Origin of the sequence: Nocardia sp. NBC_01503, assembly GCF_036327755.1 — a bacterium.
In the GTDB taxonomy this organism is placed as follows: domain Bacteria; phylum Actinomycetota; class Actinomycetes; order Mycobacteriales; family Mycobacteriaceae; genus Nocardia.
Window position 1 is genome coordinate 3653078 of the sequence record NZ_CP109596.1, and the last position, 20448, is coordinate 3673525.

The window sequence follows — 20448 nt, forward strand, 5'->3', positions numbered from 1 at the left end:
TCGTGTCAGACCACTCCGAGGATCCCGCCGAGGATCAATCCGCCGAGCGCCCCGGTGAGTCGCTGTACAACGGTATGTTCGCCCTCGACGGTGTATCCGGCTCGTCCTTCTTGAACGGTATGTCCAGGGCTCTCGGTGAGAGCGCCTTCCAGGGCATCGAAAAGGCCGTCGAAATACTCAATCCCGAGCTCTTCGTCGGATGGGAGACCTTCAAGAAGGTCGCCTCGCCATTTCAGAACCTCGGCAGCACCGCGGGTAAGATTCTGCGGATCAAGGGCCGCATCCCGAACCTCGATCCGCACGTTTACGGCAATGACGGACCGCTGTCTACCACTCGCACCGGCACGCTGTTCAACTTCTTGAACCCGCTGAAGAGTTATGTCGGCGGCAAGGTGTTCTCCGCCGTTTCCGAGCAGGTGCAGAAAGCCTTGGCCGGCAACAACAATGCCGACGCTCAGAATAGTGACAACCCGGGTGATGGCAGCCCCGCGAACGGTCAGCAGAACCCGCCCGATATCAGCCAGCTGGCCTGGAACGCCCTGCAGAACGCCGGGCGTGACATCACCAAGTTCACCACGCCCATGCTCACCGTGCCGACCACGGCACTGGGTGAGAACGTCCAGGTGAACAAGGCTTTCAGCATTGTGATGGACCTGGCCCCGTACGAGACCCTGGCGCGGGATCGGCGCAACGACGCCATCCTGGCCTTCCCGTACAAGTGAAATCCGGTACCGCACAGCGGGATTCGTAACCGCTCCGCGCATCGCCCGCATACTCGCCGATCCTGCCGCGCAGGTGTCGGTCGTCCCCCTTCCGCCGGGGGCCGTTTCACGGTGCCCACCCACGGGCGCCTTCTTCGCAATCCCGCCCGGCTCGCCGGGCCTTCGAAATGGAGACACATTGACTGCCACTACCTTGACGGCGTTGAAGGCTGCCCAGCGTTCGCTGCTGCTCAAGCCGCTCGATGCCGCCGTGTTCCTCGCGCCCTACGGCACCCAGGCCCCGCTCGGCGGATTCACCGATGCCGCGGGCAATCTGCAGGCCCTGCCCGCCGCCTTCCAGTCGATCGGCCTGATCGACAAGAAGACCGGTATCGCGTTCTCGCGTGGCATCACCGCCGCGCCGATCGAGTCCTACGGTGAGCTCCAGGCTGTCCGCAACGACATCACCAGCGACATCACCACTCTCGAATTCGAGCCGCAGCAGAACGCCACTGCGCTGAACCTGCAGCTGACCACCAGCGCTGCCCTGTCGGCGATGACGCCGAGTTCCACCAATGGTGAGGTGTGGTTCGCCCAGCCGTCCGCCGAGAACATCACCTACTACTCGGCCATCGTGATCGGCAAGGACGGTAACGACGCGCTGCCGACCTACGTCATCAAGGTGCTGCCGAAGGTCGCGGTCTCGAAGTTCGGTGGGGAGCAGTGGGTTCCGACCGGCGTCCTGTCGAACAAGCTGACCATGGTCGCGTTCAAGGATGATGTCGCGGGTTTCGCGGTCGCGCATTCCTACGCCGGTGCGGGCTGGCAGAAGCTGGTCGCGGCCAGCGGCATGCCGTACCTGGTCTCGGCGCTGAATGTCGCTCCGGCCGGCGCGCAGACGCTGACCATGGGCAGCAACCAGGCGCTGCAGCTGGTCGTGACCGACCAGTTCGGTGGCGTCATCGCTCCGAACATGCTGACCTTTACCAAGGGCACCGGTCTGACCACCTCGGTGAATATCAGCTCGACCGGTGTCGTCACCCCGACTTCCACCACGGGCTCCGGCGTCATCGACATCTCGTTCACCGCTCCGGCCGGCTGGCCCGCCTCCACGGCGACCACCGCCACCGGCACCATCTCCGTCGCCTAGCCAGGGTCCCCAAACGTGGACGCGTGCCGTGCTTCTCCGGTCGCGGCACGCGTCCACACTTCCTTTCGTCCTTCATCCGGAGAAGAAATCGGGTCACCATGTCCGCCATTCCTGCCCATTTCCCCGTCGCCATGACCGACGGCGAGCGCGAGTACCTCGTACCCAACGCCACGGCCTACATGAATGCCGTCTTCTCGCGCGGTCACCGTCCGGTCGAGGCTGTGGAAACCGCTGCCGTCCCGGCGAAGTCGCGCAAGCGTTCCTGAAACACAAATAGTCCCAACACAACCGGAGAGAAGTGAAAGTGGCTACACCCGAGAAGCAAACCCCCGCAGCCGACAACGAGGGCGTCGGCAGGTTCTATGAGCTCCAGCAGGAGCTTTCGGCCCGCCGCCGGGCCGCGTACCAGCTCACCGCGGACATCGCCATCCCGCCCGTTACCCGCGGCCAACTCAAGGCCCTGCGCTCGACCCGCGATGACGACGAGCAGATGACGATCGTCCTCGGTGAGCACGCCGACGCCGTGGAAGAGCTGTTCGCGGACCGCCCTTCCGACGACTGGTACGCCTTCCAGCGTGATCTCTACGCCCACCTGTTCGGCCAGGGCTCCGCGGAGCTGCCGGGGGGATCCGAGGGCTCGTAGAGTTCTGGGAACGTTTCGGTGCCGCGCTCGACTACGACCTACTCGAGCGCGGTATCGACGTCCGGGACTGCTTCGGGCCCAACGATATTCGCGACCGCGATTGGCGCACCATCATGGCGTTCAAGGATCGTCTGCCGACCGGGAGCCACTACCGCAGCGCGGTACTGATGGACTACGAACTCGCCGAGGAACGACTCGACGCGGAGGAACAACTCGGCGAGGACCACGAAGAGGATGTTCCGTCCGGCCCTCGGCCGGAGGGCTACACCCTCGACACGTATATGCTCATGGCGATCATCGATGCCCTCAATGGCGTCCAGGCCACCATCATCGCCGCCGCGGGCTCCGACCCGCCCACGGTCAGACCCCTGCCCCGGCCGCTGTCCGCGGTCGAGATCGTCCGCGAGGAACGCCGGGCCGGATCCATGCAGGCGCTGATCGACATGTTCACCGCACCACCGGTGCCGGACACCCCGGAAGTACTGGTAACCGAGGCCGACGAGGACTGGTCCTGGTGACCGCTCAACCCCGGCAGGCCACGAACCACCCTGTGCATCAAAGGGTTTCGCTCCCACCTAGACGCTCGGAGGCAATCCGATGACCGACTTCCCGCCCGCCCCGATGCTCGTCCCCACCCAGCCGCTCGCCGGATCGCGAGGACTATTCGGCTCGAATCGGCAAGTACTGCGAGATGAAAGGATCAATGTCGTGCTCAGTCAGATGACCCGCACCCGTACAATATCTCGGGACGAGTCCCGCACCGCCCTGATGCACGCGTCACTGGCTCGGCGCTGACGCCGAGCCGCGCGGCGATCCTCGGGTTCAGCCGCGTGTGAATTTCGCCGGTGTCCAGGTGCGGCCCGCATCATGGGTCAATAGCAGCCGACTATGTGGCGCGAACCCCGAAGCCATCGGTGCCGCGTCCTCTTGGAGCTGCAGTACGTAGCCGTCGGTCGAGCTGGTGAAGGCGGCATCACCGATTCCGGGAAAGTCGGTTGTCCCGGAAGACGATTCGAATGATGGAGACCAGGTTTTACCACCATCCTGCGAAGTGAGCAGGCGGGTACGGCTGCCCGGATTGTTCACAGAAATCACTATGCGGTTCGGGTCGGCCGCGCCGACGAGCCGAACCGGGTGACCGTCACCGACAACGCCGCGGTCGACATAGCTCAGCCCACCGTCGTTCGACGTGTACAGGCGGTAGCCACCGTCGACCGGTGCTCGGGTGCCGCAGAGCAGTACGAGGTCGAGGGGTGTTGGAGCAGCCATACCCGCGAATCGCCCATTGATATCGGCGCACGGGGTCGTCCAGGCCGCCCACCTCCCGTCCATCAGGCGGGCGCCGGTGGATGGTCCAGCGGAGTCGTTGTTTGCTCCGGAAATGTAAATCTGACGGTCCACATTCACCCAGGCGCTGTCTCCGTTGCGCACCACACTCGCCGACGATCGAATTTCGCGGGCGCCTCCGAGGTCGGTGTGCAGCGCGAAACGAGACGTCCACTGTTGTTGCGTCACAGGGCTCGTGAGGACTTCCACGGTACCCGGCGCTGTCGCGGCGGATACTTCGAAGATCTGATCGGAATCAGTGGCCGGCACCGGAAGCGGCCGGACCGTGTCTACTCCGTTACCGGGGTAGTCGGTCGGCGACCAGGTGGACCCTCCGTCATGGGTGGCCCACTTTGTCGCACCTATCGTGGCCCAGCCGTCGGCAGCGGTCGCGAATCGGATGAGTGGGCGATCGTGGTTGTTCACAACTGGCTGCGGGGCGGGAAGCACGCTCCAGGTTCGGCCGCCATCGATGGTGTGCTCCACTGTCGCGCAGAGCTTTTCGGAGCATGGTGACGTGGTGGTGCCGATCGACCACCCCTCGCCGTTGGATACGAAGGTGACCGATGTCGGCTGAAAGCTTTGGGCTGTTTCGGCCGGATGATGGGTCACGATCGCCCATGCGACAACTCCCGTGGCGCAGGCCGCGGCGAGGCCCGCAAGTCTCCATCTGCGCATGCAACGCCCTCCGTGTCCGTGTCCGTGACCGCGTGCCGAACGGCTCGCGGTTCGCGGTTCGACTCCCACTGTTATCACATGCATCAGCGCATGTGACGAGCGAAAGAGTGAATCACCATGCCACCCAGCGATATCCGCCGCGTAACCGCTTCGGCGCCCAAAGCGGCGGCGCCGATCCGACCATCGGCTGGGCACGCGCCGTCGAACTGGTGGTCCACGCTGGGAGGGGCGGGCTCGGCCATCCTCGGTCAGCTACTCGGCAAGCCCTCATCGCCTATTCGATTCATCAATGATTCCGGAGACTCTCCCGACCTGGCCGATCAAAACGTTCTCGGCAGTCTTCCCGTGACGCCGGATGACGCCGCACACGAGGACGATCGATTGCATCCGGGATTCAAGGAGCCCGGCGGCGACTACATACACGGGCAGCCGAAATATCGGTCGCAATGGTGGAACACGGATTATGTACCGGAGTTGGAAATCGCTGGTCGGTCGATTCAGGCGGATATGAAGGCGCACGGCTGGAATATGTCGGCCCGCTTGATGAATTCCTTCCTGAACAATAACTCCAAGTCCCTCCAGTTGACGAATGCGGAGACGCAGGAGGCCGTGTTCAACACGATATGGGGGCGAAGCGCTCTGTTCTACGGCCAAGACCTGCATTGGGTGGCGCATCGTGGCGATGATGCTCGGGATGAACCGGAGTATTTCACCGGACCGGACCAGCAGAATCAGAATAATCCGACGATCCATCAGGACGGCATTCTCGATAAGGTCAACCGGGCAATACAGGACGTTCATGATCAGAAGGCTGGATACGACACGAAGATTCCGATGCGTGTCGATTGGCTCCGTACGCCTGCGGACACCGCTAACGAGGACAATCCGGACGTCAATCACGCCCTGGGGCATTTTCATGAGGGCGCGGACGGATACATCGTGGTGCATCGCGGTGCCGATGGGGGTGCGGATAATTATGAGGTTCATTTCCAGGCCAAGGAATGGGATCACTATAAATTCGATGATCAGCCCCTGACCTATAAGCTCAATGGAAAAGTGAATATCGGGCATCTCGCGGATCTGACTGCTGCTGAGTTTATGCGCATGGCGCATCAGATTGGCGTCGGCAGAAATTATATTGATTATGGGACGACTGGCGATGTTGATGTCACCGGAGTGGCCGGCAGTACTGATATGTCCTACAGCTTTCGAGATGACCCGAATCATGTCGCGCATGCGATGACAATGCAGCAGCACTACCCACTCAACAGAGCCGCGGGTGGTGACATATCAGCCGGTGCGGTGAGGGGGCCAGGTTCGTCGATCGGCGACAAGATCCCCGCGTACCTGTCCGATGGCGAATTCGTCGTCAACGCTGCCTCGGCGTCCGTGAACCGGCCGCTGCTGAAGGCGATCAACGACGATCCGCTGTACATGAAGAAGTACACCCAGCAGATGGAGACCATGGTCGCCGCCGCGCTGACCAAGGTCCGCGTCACCCCGAATGGTCGCGGTGAGCATGTGGATCGCTCCATGACAGTGCGGGTTTCGACCTATGACGTGCATGAGGCATTCGCGAAGGCCAAGCTCTGGGAGCAGCGGCACGCTCTGCTGGACTGATTTGGTCACCCGGCCGCGTTAACTTGTGGCGCAGGAGTGTCCGGTCCTGTGCCGGGTATGCGGATGATCTGCGAAGAGCGCTGCGGCTTCAACCCGAAGACGATTGTCATACTGCTCATCGCGGTGGCGTTCGTGGCAGGTGCGATCCTCACGCCCGGCATGTCCTCGGGGTTGCGTATCGGCACTTTGCTCCTGTTCGGCTGGTGGCCTGCTGGCGCTCGCGGGCTTCCTGTCCCACAAGGTTGCGCTGCGCGTCGATCGATCCGGAATCACTCTCGGCGGAAATGTGCTGCGTTACCGGGCGAGCGCGCGCGATGAGCGACTCATGCAGTGCGCCAAGGGTATCGACGGCTGGAAAGTCGATACCGCTCAACTGGCCGCGGTCCTGCGTAACATCGCGCCGCAGGTGCGGCTGGACGATCATCGCTGAGTCGGGTACCGCCGGGCGGTAGGCGAACACACTATTGCGGTCCTCGCATCGTTATCGATGTCGGGCACCGCATCGCTATGCGGTGAGGATGTATCGCCGCGCACTTCCCCGGCCGGACAACCCGGCTGTTGGGCAAATCCGGAGCTCGTCGCGGCCTGCGGGATAGGCTTACAGTACCAGTGAGTCATGTTGCCGCCGTGTCGATTTCGATGTGTAGAGGCGCATTTCGACTTCGCGTGATTCCGCGTATCGGTCGACTGGTCGCACTTCAGTCGAATTTCCTACAGAAACAGAGGTGAACTTGTGGCGCCCAATGCTGCCATGATTACGTTGACGGGAGTCGATGGGTCGACGTGGACTCTTGCCGGGCCGGGACGCGGCCGCGAGGGGGTCGAGCTCGGGACCGCGCCCAGCGGTTTGTATGACGCGCCCGTGACGACCATTTGGAATCAGTCGGCGTTCCAGACCGGATCTTCGTTCGGTGGCTACCGAACCAATAAGCGCGACTTGGTGTTCGGGGTGAACATCTTCGAGTCGGCGGGCCGCAGCTGGGAGGCTGTGGACAGTGCCTGGCGCAAGGCGTGGGCATACGACCGCGACTGCGTGCTCACCGTGACAACCGATTTCGGTGCGCGGTCGCTCGCACTGCGGATGTCGGAACAGCCGGACTTCAAGCCGGTGAAGGATCCGCATCTCAAGCAACTGGCCAAGGTCGTCATGACCTGTACCGCGGGCAATCCGTGGTGGGTGGAGAGCGATGCGACGGCGACCTGGGTGTCGCCCGCCGACACCACCGGGGCCAACCCCGCGCGCTCCGGCACCGTGACGGTCTCCAACCCGACCGATCAGCCCATGTGGCTGCGCTGGGTTTGCTCCGCGCCGGGGCAGTGGACTCTGCCCGACTTCTCATGGGCCGCAGATGCTTTCGCCGCACGCACCGTCGTGCTGCCGCAGGTGAACTCGGGCCAGGATCTGACCATCGACACCGATCCGATGGAGGAGATGATCGTCGCGCGGGACAACACTCCGGTGTGGGCGCAGATGAACGGCGTCAGCTTCATGTACCCGGTGCCGCCGTACACCCCGGCGACCGCGCTGCCGGTGACGGTGGACGGTGCGCCCGCGGGCGCTTCGGTGCTGGTCGTGCAGGCGCGTAACTGGTCGCGGCCGTGGGGGTTGCAGTGACCTATGTGACCGACCTGCCCCAAATCTATTCCGCCGCACAGAAGGCCAAGGTTCAGCGCAAGACACAGCGGTACGCCCGCCCGCTGGTCCGCCTATGGGACGGCAACTGGGTGCTGCGTGGGGTCAGCGGTGCGGAGGTCAGCGCCGACTTCCGCTGGACGCTCAACGACACCGGCGTCGGCGTTCTGGTGCTGCCCTACGACTACTACCTGGCCCGCTGGGCCATGGACATCTACAACGACGACCCGCGCTCCGGCCGCACCACCCAGAACATTCACATCACCGTCGACAAGGACGGCGCGCGCTGGGACGGGCGACTCGAGAAGGCGGTCCTCAAGACCGACGAACAGGGCACCACCACGGTCGAATTGAGCTTCCTGCACTCCTATGAGGAGCTCAAGCACATCATCTGCTGGTCCAACCCATTCCTGCCCGAAGCCGTGCAGTTCCCGCGCGAGTTCATGCTCGCGGGTCCGAGTATCTGGGTGCTCAAGACCGCACTGATGATGAATCTGCTTCGCCTGCAAGGTAGCTCGTGGGCGGTGCCGTCCGATCCGATGGATTCGGCGCAGTGGGGCAATCTCAATATGTCCAACTGGCAGATCGCGGTGAAGCCGACTCCGTACGGCACGGACAACTCGGTGTGGACGATCTTCGGCTCGCGCTTCAAGAACTGGCACGAATGTGCTTCCGGCACACTGCAAACCGGTGAGCTCATGGTGCAGACCCGCCGCTGGTTGAACGGCGATCCGCTGCCCTGGCCGGGCGCGAATCTGCGACACGGCTGTCTGGTGGTCGATATCGTCGACAAGTCGGGCTTCACCAGCAACACCGCACGCATCGGTGACGTATGGGGCGGCCTGCAGCATATGTGGGACACCTTCGAGAAGAACGCCGATGGCGTCTTCTACGACCAGATCGAACACCCACTGCCGGACCCGAATATCCCTGCGGCATACCGGACTCCGGGCTACCTCGGCACCCTGCCATCCAACCCGTGGGTGGTCTATCGGCAGAACGATCACTGCGGCATCCAGACCTCGCAGTTCATCGTGCAGCCCTCCAGCGCGGTCCAGGTCGTCACCGGTGGTCACTCGGCTCCCGGTGTGAACGAGGCGATTTCGTCGGCGATCCAGTTCGTCGGCTTCCTCATGGGCGGCATCCTCGGCGAGGTCCCCTTCGCCGGTCCGATCCTGTCCGCCCTCGCCGAAGGCGCCACCGAGGTCGTCAATGTCATCGCGATGGCCCTGTTCACCGACACCCTGCTCGCCTGGCAGCGCCACTATGCGGTAGACCGCGCCCAAGCCTCCGGCTGGTCGCACTACTTCGAACACTTCGAAACCAGCGCCGACCGTGCCTACACCCTCGGCGCGCTGCTGTCCCTGGGCGAGGGCATGTGGAAAACCCGCACCCACCACACCCACAAACTCACCGTGGCCAACGGCGAGCCCTACCTCATCGGCGATGCGGGCCAAGGCCACTTCTTCCTCGGCGACCGAGTCGGTTCCACCATCAAGGGCATGCCCGCCGGCAAAATCTACGTGGACCAGGTCACCGAACTAGAACTCGCCTGGTCCCGAAACGCCAGCCCCCAATGGCAAATCACGCTGGGTACCGACAAAGACCACGACATGCCCTTCGCCCAATCCATGCGCATAGTCGCCGACATCGTCGACGAACTCATGTCCCTCGCGGTGCAGATGTAGGTCTGCCCCTCCCGGACCGAAGGCGCTCCAGAGCGCCTTCGGCTATCCCCGACCCACTACAGAAAGTACGATTCGGGCATGCACGCCGAGACCGATGCCGCGGTAGAAATTGTCCGAACTGCTGCGAGGCTCGACTGGACATGGACGGTCCCCGAACTGGCGGATTTCTGCCGGGCGATGGGATGGCACGTGTCCGAGCGGCGTCCGAAGGGTGCCACCTTGGCTACGGGTCTCGATATCAGTCGTCCTGAGGCGCTTGTGTATCTCAATGACGGCGATATTCGGGAGATATCGGTATGGGTCTCGGATATCGCGGAGGCGGACGACGAGAGTGCTGGATCGATCCTCGTCGATGGATTTGTTGAAATCGAAGCCCGGCTTGTCGAAGATTTCGGTCCACCGTCTCGAACCTCTTATGATCGGGAACCCAAGTCCGGCTGGGATTTTCCGCGCGCCGTCGTCTTTCTGGCTTCGACTCCGAAAGCGTTACGTATCAACATCGTGAGCCGTGAAACCCAAGCATTGAAAGATGTGCCCGAACACGCTCCGCGCTTCTGGGAGTTCTAACCCACAGTAGTGCCACTGAGCGACCCGGTAGCGCAACTTGCTACCGGGTATTTTTGTGTCTATTTCTCCCTATTATCCAATTAACTTGGCTGAGGTATTGACATGTCCGAGGATGCCTCCGGGCTTGTGGACAACGTCCGCTACAAAAAAGACGAGAGTCTATGGTATTTTCTCCCGGGTACAATTTTGAATGGCCGGGATATGGGTGGCAAGCCAGCTTCGGTGCGCTTTCCTGGTGGTCGTCAGAAGTTCCTGGCTGGCGTAGTCTACGACCGTAGAAGGCCCGGCGGCTATTGGGCCCCGGTTCTCGACAATGTTGATTCTAATCTCAACGTCAATGCCTTTCCTGTTGATGGACAGCGAGATGTCGGCCTTCTTCCTGAAATTACGCAGGAGATCAGGGATATCAAGATAGTCGCACTGGGAAAGCGTGACGGGATTATTGCGGATGCCGAAAATGGGCTCATCCTGCTCGAGCTCGCCAAGCAGGAATTGGTCGATTTCGCGGACCATGGCTTGACCTACTCTCCAGCCGAGATCAGCGAGATTCGAGATCGCTACCCAGAAGGTTGGCGGAACGCCAAATCGGCAACCGAGGTTATCTTGTCCGCGCTTATACACAGTGAGAGCAAAGCAGAAGATACTCTTGCCGGGCTGGAAGCTGATAATCCCGATTGGCAAGATTCAATCGACGATCTCAGGCAGACCATCCTTGGTCTTCCGAGAGCCAAGAGCGCGATCAATGATCTCAGTGAGGAGAGCGGTGTCCGTGGCGCGAGCGACTTCCTGATACGCCACGATGTGGAGGTTTTGTTCGCAGACGCGAAGGCGGGCGCAGACCATATCGATGTTTGGGGTGTGCGCGAGATTAACGGTGAGCTGATTCTGGTCACGCTAGAGGCGAAGGGCGGCGATAAATTCAGTTTGGGTGGTAAGTGGATCCGGGACGGTGGTGGGCGTGGGCGGGGAGTCTGGTACACCAGGCAGTCATCAGGGCCATATGTTCTCGATGAGGCCGCTCGAGACAAGAACCTTCCGAGAATACTGAATGCGAAAGCTGCCGAGTATGAACTGTCCGATCCTCAGCGCGCCAAGATGTTCAAGACTCTGGTGCGTCAGGTGGAGAATCTCGGCACGGCTATCGACAGCCATATCACGACCGGCCGCTTCGACGGGCGTATGGATCTTCCGACGATTGAGCACGGTATATACAAGGTCGATTCCGAAGGGCGGGGTTTTCTCTAGCAGGCCGAATCGCAACGTGTCAACTGGCTGCTGCCGGAGAACTGGCCACAGGATGGCACACTTCCGAAGGGGTGGAATCCGCGAGGACCGATCCCGCTTGACAGTCCGCTCATTTCGCACCGCGTGCGTGATTTCAATCCCTTTGCTGAGAAATACACATCCGAACCTGGACTGATCAGGACGTGGAGGCCTGACGAAGAGCTTGTGTTCAAAGTTGAGGGTGCCTTCGGTGGTCGTTATGGCACGCTTTCCACGCGCGATGAGGTCCGGCGGCCGTGGGCCGAAGATATGTACGCGGAGTGGCGGGCTGACCATCTGAACACCGATGTCCAGCGGATATGGGGCAACCTGAATCGTTCCGGGACAATCCAATTCGCGTACGAGCAACTGTTGCGCATCAAGAACCATCTGATGCGCACGGAACATCTGTTCACTCAACGCGGTGGGCTGCTAGGTACTTTCGACGCGGATCCGCTCATCGCGGAGTCATGGCTGAGATTGATCGAGGGGCGTGAGATTCCGCTTGATCTCCAGCTGCTCGAGCATGAACTGGCTGAGCTGACTTATCTGCTCGACCACCCAAATGCGACCGTGTCCGAAGCACATCAGTTCGCAGATCAGTATCGGCCGTGGGGAGATCGCGACGCAGTCGAAAACGATGGCCTGCTCTCGGATGGCGAACCTCGACCGTGGGAGAACGCTGATCGGTACCGGCCACCGGAGAGTCACGAGCCCTGGCGGGCCGGGCTTGCCGGCACGTCAAGCGATTACGGCAGGGGTCGGACGCTGACGCCGAACTCGAACCGCGGCGGATCAGCACCCGAAACCGGGTTACTGGAAGATCCGCACATCAAGTCGCCTTCTCCCGAACCCTCGAAACCAGGTTTGGGTGTGGACACGGATGCGCATCGAGCCGGCGTCAGTCCGATTGATCCTGACCACGCAAACAATCCCACTTTGGGTGCTCCTGGTACGGAGGAGGTTCCGAAATCCGGTCTAGGTGTTGAACCCGCGAAGCCTGGCCTTCAGACCCAGCCCGGAACGGCCGAGGCGCCGCATCCCGAGGGAACCGCTCCGAAGAACAAGCCCAATGTCGTTGATCAACAACCTGCCGCGGAACCCACTAAACCCGGATCGAAACCCCAGCCCAACCCTGTTGAAGAACCTCATACAGGAGGGATCGCTCCTAAGAACCAGCCGCCGGTCGCGGAGAAACCACAGCCGACCGTCTCTGTGCCGGTCGATGAAAGCAAACTTACGCCATTACATCCGCCGTACAAGCCCGACCCCGATCTCACAAAGGCGTTCGAGGATCTGGTCAAAAATTTGCCAGAGACAGTTCCCGGCTCCAACAACGGCCTGCCTGGTTTAAACGATTATCCCAAGCCTAAGGCGTCGACTGATGCGAAGGGCAAGCCGCTTCCGACAGAAGAAGAAGTTACGAAGGCTTTCGGGGCACTTCATCCAGGTAATGTGCAGGCGTCGCTAACCGACTCTATAGCCATTCTCTTGGCATGGTACGACGCTATCGAGGCAGAGCGTGAAAACGGGGGGAAGACTTCCAAAGAGGAAGATCACAAGAGTTATGAGAGGGAGAAGTACTTCGGACAGGTGCCTCCTTACGAAACCGACCCGGACGCTTGGATGCGTAAGAATGATCCTATGGGCTGGTTGCAAGTCAACTATCCGGAGATATATTACAAACTGAATCCGCCCAGGTGGGGCTCGGACGCGAAACTGCGCGGACTGCTCGACCAGGACGAATCAGATTTGGTCAACGGGCTTTCCTCTCAGGGTGGGCATGCATCGAATATGACACATGGCCTTGACTCGCAGGATCGACGTACGTCGCCTCCGGCCCCGGATGCCTGGCCGCATTCATCGGTGCAGCCCGGTGTGACGACGCATCCGTCGCTGCAACAGCCCGGTGTGACAACACGGCCGTCACCACAGCAGCCCGGTATCCATCCGCCGAAGTCGCAGCAGCAGCCGGGTGTCACCACGCATCCGTCGCAACCGAACCTCGGTGATACCGCACCGAAGTCACAACAGCAGCCTGGCGTCACGACCCCGCGGTCGCAGCCGAATAGTGCGCCCGTGCAACCGAGTACAGTTCAGCCCGGCGTGACGGATCCCGGTAGGACGGGGAATCCGGGGGTATCTCAGCCGAGCGTGAGGCCCGTGCAACCCGGGGTTACGGTTCCGCGGTCGCAGCCGAGTATCCCGCCCGTGTCAACGGATCCGCTGGAGGCCGGGCAGGCCATGCATGCGCCGAATCGTGGGTTCGCGCGTGGCGGTATGGTTTGGGCCGCTGCACCCTGGGCTTCTGAACAGGTTGCGCCGCTGGACAACTCCACTCAACTGGCAATGTTGCGCGAAACCATGGGCGCGTTCACGACGCCGAGATTCCCGATCGCCCCGATCGGGCCATTGCGCGGAGCGGGAGACCGGGCCGAACGAGCTGATCAACCGCTCGTCGTGCATGTCGCTGTGCGTGACTCGGTGGGCATCAGCCACCAGAAGCGGGAAGCCGGCAAGGTCATGGCTCTGAGCGCGCGGCTGTAACTACATTAGTGATACCGCAGGCGTTCGAGGCAAGGTCGATAGCGACTGCGGTCAACCGGATCCGGGGTGGGAAGTGAGATTCTGATGTGCGGATGCAGGCGGACTCCTTGACCGCCGACAAGCTGGAACGGTTGCGGGCCAAGACCGTTTCGGTATTGAGCGAGGCGATGGTCGCGCGGGGATGCGAGTTGTTCGAGCCGCCTGCGACCTGGGTGGTGGACGACTCGTGGACCCGATCTTTGTGGTTTGTCCTGCCTGCCGCAGGTGGGATCACGCCGGCGCGGCCAATGGTGGTCGCATACGTCGGCAAGCATCGTGTCAGGGGCCCGGCACTGAACCTGGCCATCAACGGATTCGCGGTGATCGCGGCGGACATTGTGGCCGAGATGAGGCGAGGGATGCCGCTGGCGGCTCATCTCGAGGGAGATACGCCCGGCGACGAGTACTTCCAAAATATCGACACCGCGGAGTTCGGCCTGTTACGGGATCGGCCGAGTTCCTCGTTTCCGGGATTTGTTGTCAAGACCGACAGTTCGACGGATATCTGGCACGCGGTCGGTGAGTTCGTCGAGTTGGCCTGCGGCCCACAGGTGACGGAGTGGTTCGGGGACCGCGACTCGGTCGCGAAGCTTTTGGAGCTGGCGCGCCTCCCATTGGATTCGACACCCTGGGATCAGGAGAATCCCGGTGCCGATCGTTTGCGCGGCGTGGTGCTGTTATCCGTCGTAACCGGGCATTACGCCGATGCCGCAGCGCTGATGAGCTGGTACCTGGAACGTAAGACCTATCGAATGCGAGACTCGTTCGAGCGTGCGTCAGCATTCGATATGGCGCTGTCCGAACGTTTCCCGGAATACAGCGCCCACCGCGGAAAGTAGGCTTCAGCCATGACTGCCGGATTCGGGCCGTTGCTCCGGCGCATGGGTAGGGCTGTGGAGAACTTCCAGCTGTCACTCGAGCTCAACAAAACTCGTCCCGAAGAAGCCAGGCCGCGTGAGGCGGCATTCGCTCGCGGTATGGCGTGCCTCGTGGAGATCGAGGGGAGTCTCGAGCGGCCGGGTGGGGAGCTGTCCGAATTTCGGCGGCAGGTCGCTGTGCTGGTGGCAGCCAATACCAGGGGACTCTTCCCGTATGTCTTCGACTCGCTGCACGCAGCGATCAAGTCCATCGACGACGGCTGGTACGACCCGTGTTTGCGCCGCTCGGCGTTGCAGTTGTTCCGCGAGAACTATCCGGGCGCGGGGGAGTTGTTCGACGCGGATCGCGATATCACCGAATCCGTCGTGGAGATGGACGAGTGGCTTCGCGAGCGGGCACCGGACGTAGAGCCCTTGCTCGAAGGGCGGATTCCGGACGGATTGCCGGACGGTCATTGGTGGTGGAGGTTGCCCGATCACTCCGGGCTGTAACTCCCTCTTGTAGGAACTCTCCTGGGCCGCAGCGCTATTGGGGTGTTGTGTTGGGCGCGAGCGGCCGGTTGTCATATCTGCCGGGATACGATTCCGTTGTGGTTGGGTCGTGAAACGACCCACGTTGGATGTCGGCGCGAATTGCGCGAATCCCGTTGTCATGCCCCGGTTTTCGTGGCTGCTCACTTCACCCTCTGGAGATCCTTCATGTCTATTCCGCTGCACGAGCATTGTGATCAGGACACGCCGGAGGAGGCGTTCGTCTGGGCGTTGATCGGGCTGCCGGGGCCGCGCAATTCGCCGCTGATGGTGCATCCGGAGACGCTGGGAGAGTGGTCCAAGCATTTGTGGGACTTGGGGTTTCGGCATGCGCCGGAGGATCAGACCAAGGAATATCATCCGCCGGCGCGGGGGCATCACCATTGGCTCAATGGGCTCGGGCAGTGGCTGCCGCAGGGGACCGATCGGGTGGTTGTGCCGGATCTGCCGGATGTCACCGCGATGACGGCGGAGGAGCGGGCGCATGTGGTGCGGCAGTTGCGTGATCACGGTGATCTGGCGCATCTGGTGGACCGGCCCGACGCTGACTGACCCACCCTCATCCTCTTCGAAATACGGAGTGTTCCATGGCTATTCCCCTGCACGAGACCTGTGATCCGAACAAGCCCGAGGAAGCGTTCCTGTGGGCGCTGGTTGGCCTTCCTGGCCAAAGGCGGGCGCCGCTGATGGTGCATCCGGACGTGCTGCGGAAGTGGTCGAAACACCTGTGGGAGCTGGGATTCCGGCACTACCCGGACTTGCAGGTTCACGAATATCACCCGCCCGCCCGCGGACATGGGCAGTGGCTCAACGGCTCCGGTGAATGGCTGCCCAAGGGCACCCCGCGGGCCGCGCATTCGACCGCACCGAATATCGCCGAACTGACCACGCACGAACGCGCGCGCATGATCGAGCAGCTGCGCGCCAACGGCGACCTCGCGCACTTGGTCGATCTGCTCGAATTACCTTCCAGCACGGCCTCGGCGGGCAACGCGGACACTGTGATCGAGGACGAGAATGACCTCCCCCGATAAGCACGTCCCATCGGGCGCGTACGGGGGTTCCTCCTCGTCGGGCAATAATATCGCCAACCTCCAGGCCGTCACCTGGGCGGGCGCCCGCGATGCGGTCGTGGCCAATGTGATGGGCTCGTTCTCCGATGTGAACATGGCGAACGCGGGCCTGATGGGTAACGCGCACAACGCATTGGGTGCGGCGAACTCCGCCGCGGAGATCGCGGGCAACGCACAGCAGACGGCCGTGGATGTCCAGACCACGACGGCGTCCAACGCCTCGGTGGTGGCGAGTATGACCGCCTCGCAGGAGGGGTTGAACTACGGCGGAACAGTTTTCACCGATATCTTCGACCGCCAGTCGCTGCAACCGGGTTACAGCACCTTCACCACCGGCCAGGTTGCGAACCTGGTGATCACCAACAAGCAATGCGGGCTGTCGAGTACGGGAAATCAGGGCTCCGGCAATGTGATCGCGCTGGCCGCCACTGTCACGCAGACCGACGATCAGGCGGTGTCGGTCGTGATGGGCAGTGGTGGCGGTCAGGGCAGCCCCGAGACCTTCCTGATCGCCCGCGCGGCAGCGGATCTGCGCACCTTCGCCTGCGCGAAGGTCGCCGCGGGCCGCATCACGCTGGGCTATGGCACGCGCAAGGATATGTCCAGCGCCATTGTCGAAACCAGATCGGCTGCGGCGCAGGTGAATACGGGCGACACCGTACTGCTGGAGGCGATTGGCCCCACCTACACGCTCTTCGTGAACGGCCTGGAGATCCTGCAGTGGAACGACGCCGAGCAGCTGACGCCGGTCGCCGCCGCCAACCGTTCCTTCGGATTCGGAATCTCCTACAGCGCAGGATGGTTCGGCAGAAACTACTCGTTCAACGCCGCGGGCTTGACCGCCGTCGATATGAAAGCGCCACCGACCGTCGGCACCGGATGGTCGTTGCAGATGGCGGCTCAAAGCAGTGTCGCCGCACCGGCGGTGAATGTCCCGACCGTATTCCCCGCGGGCACTTTCAGCGGCCTGGTGACCTCCAACAATGTCACCGTGCTCGATCAGGGTTCGGGCCGCATTCAGATCCAGAAGGCGGGTTGGTACGGCGTCACCGTGCGGTTCCAGCTGGACCGCGGCATCAGCTCTTTCCGGACCTACGTATGCATGGCTTCCGGTGCGGGCGTGGCGCTTACGGCCGCGCGTAAAGGCCCGCTCACATCCCAGGCCTACGCCACGAACACGAGCGCGACCTTCGTGCTCTATCTCCAGGCGGGCTCGGTGGTCGCTCCCGGCTATTTCCTCCCCAGCGGGGCAAACATCGTCGGTCCCGCAACGTATTTCGATGGCGCGCTGCTCAGCTACTGAACCCTAAGGACATTCGATGACCTCACCCGACAGAAAGGTTCCCTCCGGCGCGTATGTCGGGTCGTCGGCGCCGAACAACGTCGCGAACCTGCAAACGGTGACCTGGGCGGGAGTCGAACGGTCGACCGTCGCCAATCTCTACGCGTCGTATCAGGGTGTGACCACCGCGAGCCAGAATATGAACGGCGACAACGCCGTTTCCGCCGCTTCGGCGCAGGCGGCCGGATCCGATTCGGGCACGGCGCAGTCGACCGGGTCGGCCGCGCAGAACACCGCGGCGGCCAACTCCGCGTCCATCGCCACGCTGCTGCCGCCCCCACCGCCACCGACCACGCCCGGGACCACGCTCACCGACAACTTCGCCAGAGCGACGCTCGGGCCGAACTACACGACTGTCAAATCCGGTCAGGTCGCGGATCTGATCATCGCGAGCAACCAGGTACGGCTGGATCCGAACGGCAGCAACTCCGGGACCGGATCCGCTATCGCGTTGAATACCACTGCTTTACAGACCGACAGTCAGTCGGTGTCCGTGGTGATGGGTGCGGCGAACAATGCCGGCAATTCCGCGACCGGGATCATCCTTCGCGCGGACCCGCAACTGGCCACGTTCGCGTACGCCTGGGTCTACTCGACCGTCATCTATATCGGTTCGGGCACGCGCGCCAATGGCACCAACAGCTACAGCGACTGGACCTCGGTCGCGACGTCCGTCAACACCGGTGACACGGTGACCTTCACCGCGGTCGGCAGCACCTATCAGGTCCTGGTGAACAACTATCCCGTCGTCGGCTATTCCGATGGCGCGGGGACCGTTCCGACCGGCTCCGGCCATCGCTCGGTGGGCTTCGGCTGCTCATACGTTTCGGGGAAGTTCTCCTTCTCCGTCGCCGGTTTCACCGCCGCCGATCAGCAACCGGCCCCCGTCACCGGCATCGGGTGGAGCCTGGTTCGGAGCAGCACCACCGGTGCCGCCAGGGGCGCGGGGGCGATGACCCGCCTGACGGGCGTGTTCGACACCGTCCGGCAGGCCAACAATGTGTCGATCATCAGCCTGGGCGCCGGACAGGTCCAGGTGAATCGCGCCGGCTGGTATCTCATCAGCATCGCGTACAACTTCTCGGCTCTCGATTATTCGATGCGCACCGAACTGTGGAGCGCGCCGAGCCCGGGCGGAAGTTGGGGCATGGTGCGGGCCGGAGCCGTCGGTGACGGCGGTAGCAGCGATAGCGATGGCAACCCCACCGGCGATTCCTACTGCACCAGTGGCTCATTCGTCGTCTACCTGCCGAAGGGCGCACTCGTCGCACCGGGCCTGTCCACCAACACATCCAATTCGCTGGTCGGCCCGTTCACCTGTTTCGATGGCGCGCTGCTGAACTGGCTGTAGCACAGAGGATTTCGAATGACTTCGCCCGACAAGTCCGTTCCCGCAGGCGCTTACACCGGCACCGCGGGCGGCAATATCTCCGCTCTGCAGGCCGTCACCTTCGAATCGGCGCAGGCGTCGGTGGTCTCGAGTATTTCGACCGCCTTCGCCGGCGCGGCCGGTGGAAGTGGCAGTTTGAACGCCGCCACGCAGCACGCTTTGAATGCGGCCACCAACGCGCAATCGACTGCGGGAAACGCCAATTCGACCGCGAACGCCGCGCAGGGCTCCACGACCGCCAACTCGACCGTGATCAGCGGCCTGCTGGCCGGACAGCGCGCACAGGACGGTGGCGGCAGCGTATTCAGTGACATCTTCGATCGCGACACGCTGGGCCCGGACTACCTGACGATCAAGGTGGGTCCGGTCGCCGACCTGGTGATCACCAACGGTGAGGTGGGCCTGGCCCAGCAGGGCGACGAGGGCACCGGCTTCGTCCTGGCCGTAAACACCGCTCGCGCATCGAAAACCGACGATCAAGCGGTATCGGCGGTCATGGGTTCCGATCGCAGTTCCGACCTCATCGGTGCCATCCTGATCGCCCGCGCGGCCGCGGACCTGTCGAGCTTCGTCTGGTCGGTGTCCAGCCGCACCCAGACTTCGATCGGGTACGGGACGTATACCGGCGGCAACTTCCACTTCACCCCGTGGACAACGGTTTCGGCGCCGGTGCACACCGGCGACACGGTCACCCTCGACTGCGTCGGCAGCACCTACGCGTTGCTCGTGAACGGCGCCCCCGTCGCCTCGGCGACCGATCCCGCGAAGGCGAGCCCGGTGGGCCCGTCGAACCGGCACTTCGGCTTCGGCAGCCAGTACTACTGGACCGGCATCCGTTGGTCTTTCTCCTTCAATATCGCGGGCCTGAACATCGCCGATCTGGCCGCCCCCACGGTCTCCGGCACCGGCTGGAGCCTGATGTGCCTGTCCACCTCGATCGGTGCACCGAGCGGTGAACTCAGGTTCCCGGCAAACACATTCGACACCCAACGCGTCCCCGCGAGCAATGTGACGATCATCGATCAGGGCCGCGGCCAGATCCAAGTGACCAAGGCCGGTTGGTACGCCATCTCGATCGCCTACAACCTGACCGCCGTGGTGATCAACGGTCCTGCCTGCGACCTCTGGTGGGCCCCCACCAGCGCGGGCCCCTGGGCAATCCTGCGCAATGGCCACAACGCGACCAACAGCGTAGGCAACACCGCCGCCGCGGAAATCTTCACCGTCTACCTCCCTGCCGGATCCCTGGTGTGCCCGGGCTATTCCCTCAACGTCAACGCCACCATCACCGGCCCCAACACCTATTTCGACGGCGCCTTCATCAGCTACTGACCCACCGCCAATATTTCAAAGCCTAAGGCACCCAGTGCCTCTGGGTG

General features: G+C 62.6%; 19 protein-coding genes. 18 read left to right on the forward strand and 1 reads right to left on the reverse strand.

Features of this window, described 5'->3' with window-relative positions:
* The first annotated feature begins 2 nt into the window (after nucleotides 1–2).
* The 5 genes from OHB26_RS16305 to OHB26_RS16325 all read left to right on the forward strand — a co-directional run bounded on the left by OHB26_RS16305 (nucleotide 3) and on the right by OHB26_RS16325 (nucleotide 3012).
* A complete protein-coding gene (locus OHB26_RS16305) occupies nucleotides 3–722 on the forward strand; it encodes a hypothetical protein (RefSeq protein ID WP_330185000.1) in 720 nt (239 codons plus the stop codon).
* A 178-nt stretch (nucleotides 723–900) separates the two neighbouring features.
* Complete coding sequence (locus OHB26_RS16310) at nucleotides 901–1851, forward strand: hypothetical protein (RefSeq protein ID WP_330185001.1); 951 nt, start codon at nucleotides 901–903, stop codon at nucleotides 1849–1851.
* 98 nt (nucleotides 1852–1949) lie between these two features.
* Complete coding sequence (locus tag OHB26_RS16315; RefSeq protein WP_330185002.1) at nucleotides 1950–2117, forward strand: hypothetical protein; 168 nt, start codon at nucleotides 1950–1952, stop codon at nucleotides 2115–2117.
* 38 nt (nucleotides 2118–2155) lie between these two features.
* Nucleotides 2156–2494 carry a hypothetical protein gene (locus OHB26_RS16320; RefSeq protein ID WP_330185003.1) on the forward strand — a complete coding sequence of 113 codons (339 nt, stop codon included), beginning with the start codon at nucleotides 2156–2158 and terminating at the stop codon, nucleotides 2492–2494.
* Between the two features lie 113 nt (nucleotides 2495–2607).
* Entirely contained in the window at nucleotides 2608–3012 is a 405-nt protein-coding gene (locus tag OHB26_RS16325; RefSeq protein WP_330185004.1) for a hypothetical protein, read from the forward strand.
* Nucleotides 3013–3316: 304 nt separating this feature from the next.
* Here the strand turns inward: OHB26_RS16325 and OHB26_RS16330 are convergent, their stop codons facing one another.
* Nucleotides 3317–3826 (reverse strand): WD40/YVTN/BNR-like repeat-containing protein, encoded by a 510-nt coding sequence (locus tag OHB26_RS16330; protein ID WP_330185005.1) that lies wholly within the window; start codon nucleotides 3824–3826, stop codon nucleotides 3317–3319.
* Between the two features lie 789 nt (nucleotides 3827–4615).
* Between OHB26_RS16330 and OHB26_RS16335 the strand changes: the two genes are divergently transcribed.
* The 13 genes from OHB26_RS16335 to OHB26_RS16395 all read left to right on the forward strand — a co-directional run bounded on the left by OHB26_RS16335 (nucleotide 4616) and on the right by OHB26_RS16395 (nucleotide 20401).
* Nucleotides 4616–6118: a hypothetical protein gene (locus tag OHB26_RS16335; RefSeq protein WP_330185006.1), complete on the forward strand. Its 1503-nt coding sequence runs from the start codon at nucleotides 4616–4618 to the stop codon at nucleotides 6116–6118.
* Nucleotides 6119–6980: 862 nt separating this feature from the next.
* Nucleotides 6981–7733 carry a phage tail protein gene (locus OHB26_RS16340; RefSeq protein WP_330185007.1) on the forward strand — a complete coding sequence of 251 codons (753 nt, stop codon included), beginning with the start codon at nucleotides 6981–6983 and terminating at the stop codon, nucleotides 7731–7733.
* Nucleotides 7730–9439, forward strand: coding sequence for a Gp37-like protein (locus OHB26_RS16345; protein ID WP_330185008.1), 1710 nt, complete (start codon nucleotides 7730–7732; stop codon nucleotides 9437–9439). The genes OHB26_RS16340 and OHB26_RS16345 overlap by 4 nt, the downstream gene beginning before the upstream one ends.
* Nucleotides 9440–9517: 78 nt before the next feature.
* Nucleotides 9518–10006, forward strand: a complete 489-nt coding sequence (locus tag OHB26_RS16350) for a DUF6301 family protein (RefSeq protein ID WP_330185009.1) — start codon at nucleotides 9518–9520, stop codon at nucleotides 10004–10006.
* 102 nt (nucleotides 10007–10108) lie between these two features.
* Complete coding sequence (locus OHB26_RS16355; RefSeq protein ID WP_330185010.1) at nucleotides 10109–11251, forward strand: hypothetical protein; 1143 nt, start codon at nucleotides 10109–10111, stop codon at nucleotides 11249–11251.
* A 123-nt stretch (nucleotides 11252–11374) separates the two neighbouring features.
* A complete protein-coding gene (locus OHB26_RS16360; protein WP_330185011.1) occupies nucleotides 11375–13816 on the forward strand; it encodes a hypothetical protein in 2442 nt (813 codons plus the stop codon).
* A 107-nt stretch (nucleotides 13817–13923) separates the two neighbouring features.
* Nucleotides 13924–14694: a hypothetical protein gene (locus OHB26_RS16365; protein ID WP_330185012.1), complete on the forward strand. Its 771-nt coding sequence runs from the start codon at nucleotides 13924–13926 to the stop codon at nucleotides 14692–14694.
* A gap of 9 nt (nucleotides 14695–14703) precedes the next feature.
* Nucleotides 14704–15225 carry a hypothetical protein gene (locus OHB26_RS16370; RefSeq protein WP_330185013.1) on the forward strand — a complete coding sequence of 174 codons (522 nt, stop codon included), beginning with the start codon at nucleotides 14704–14706 and terminating at the stop codon, nucleotides 15223–15225.
* 207 nt (nucleotides 15226–15432) lie between these two features.
* Nucleotides 15433–15816 (forward strand): phage gene 29 protein family protein, encoded by a 384-nt coding sequence (locus OHB26_RS16375; RefSeq protein ID WP_330185014.1) that lies wholly within the window; start codon nucleotides 15433–15435, stop codon nucleotides 15814–15816.
* 35 nt (nucleotides 15817–15851) lie between these two features.
* Nucleotides 15852–16298, forward strand: coding sequence for a phage gene 29 protein family protein (locus OHB26_RS16380; RefSeq protein ID WP_330185015.1), 447 nt, complete (start codon nucleotides 15852–15854; stop codon nucleotides 16296–16298).
* Nucleotides 16282–17640, forward strand: coding sequence for a DUF7257 domain-containing protein (locus OHB26_RS16385; RefSeq protein WP_330185016.1), 1359 nt, complete (start codon nucleotides 16282–16284; stop codon nucleotides 17638–17640). Before OHB26_RS16380 ends, OHB26_RS16385 begins: the two co-directional genes overlap by 17 nt.
* Before the next feature lie 16 nt (nucleotides 17641–17656).
* Nucleotides 17657–19030 (forward strand): hypothetical protein, encoded by a 1374-nt coding sequence (locus tag OHB26_RS16390; protein ID WP_330185017.1) that lies wholly within the window; start codon nucleotides 17657–17659, stop codon nucleotides 19028–19030.
* Between the two features lie 15 nt (nucleotides 19031–19045).
* A complete protein-coding gene (locus OHB26_RS16395; RefSeq protein ID WP_330185018.1) occupies nucleotides 19046–20401 on the forward strand; it encodes a DUF7257 domain-containing protein in 1356 nt (451 codons plus the stop codon).
* Nucleotides 20402–20448 lie beyond the last annotated feature (47 nt).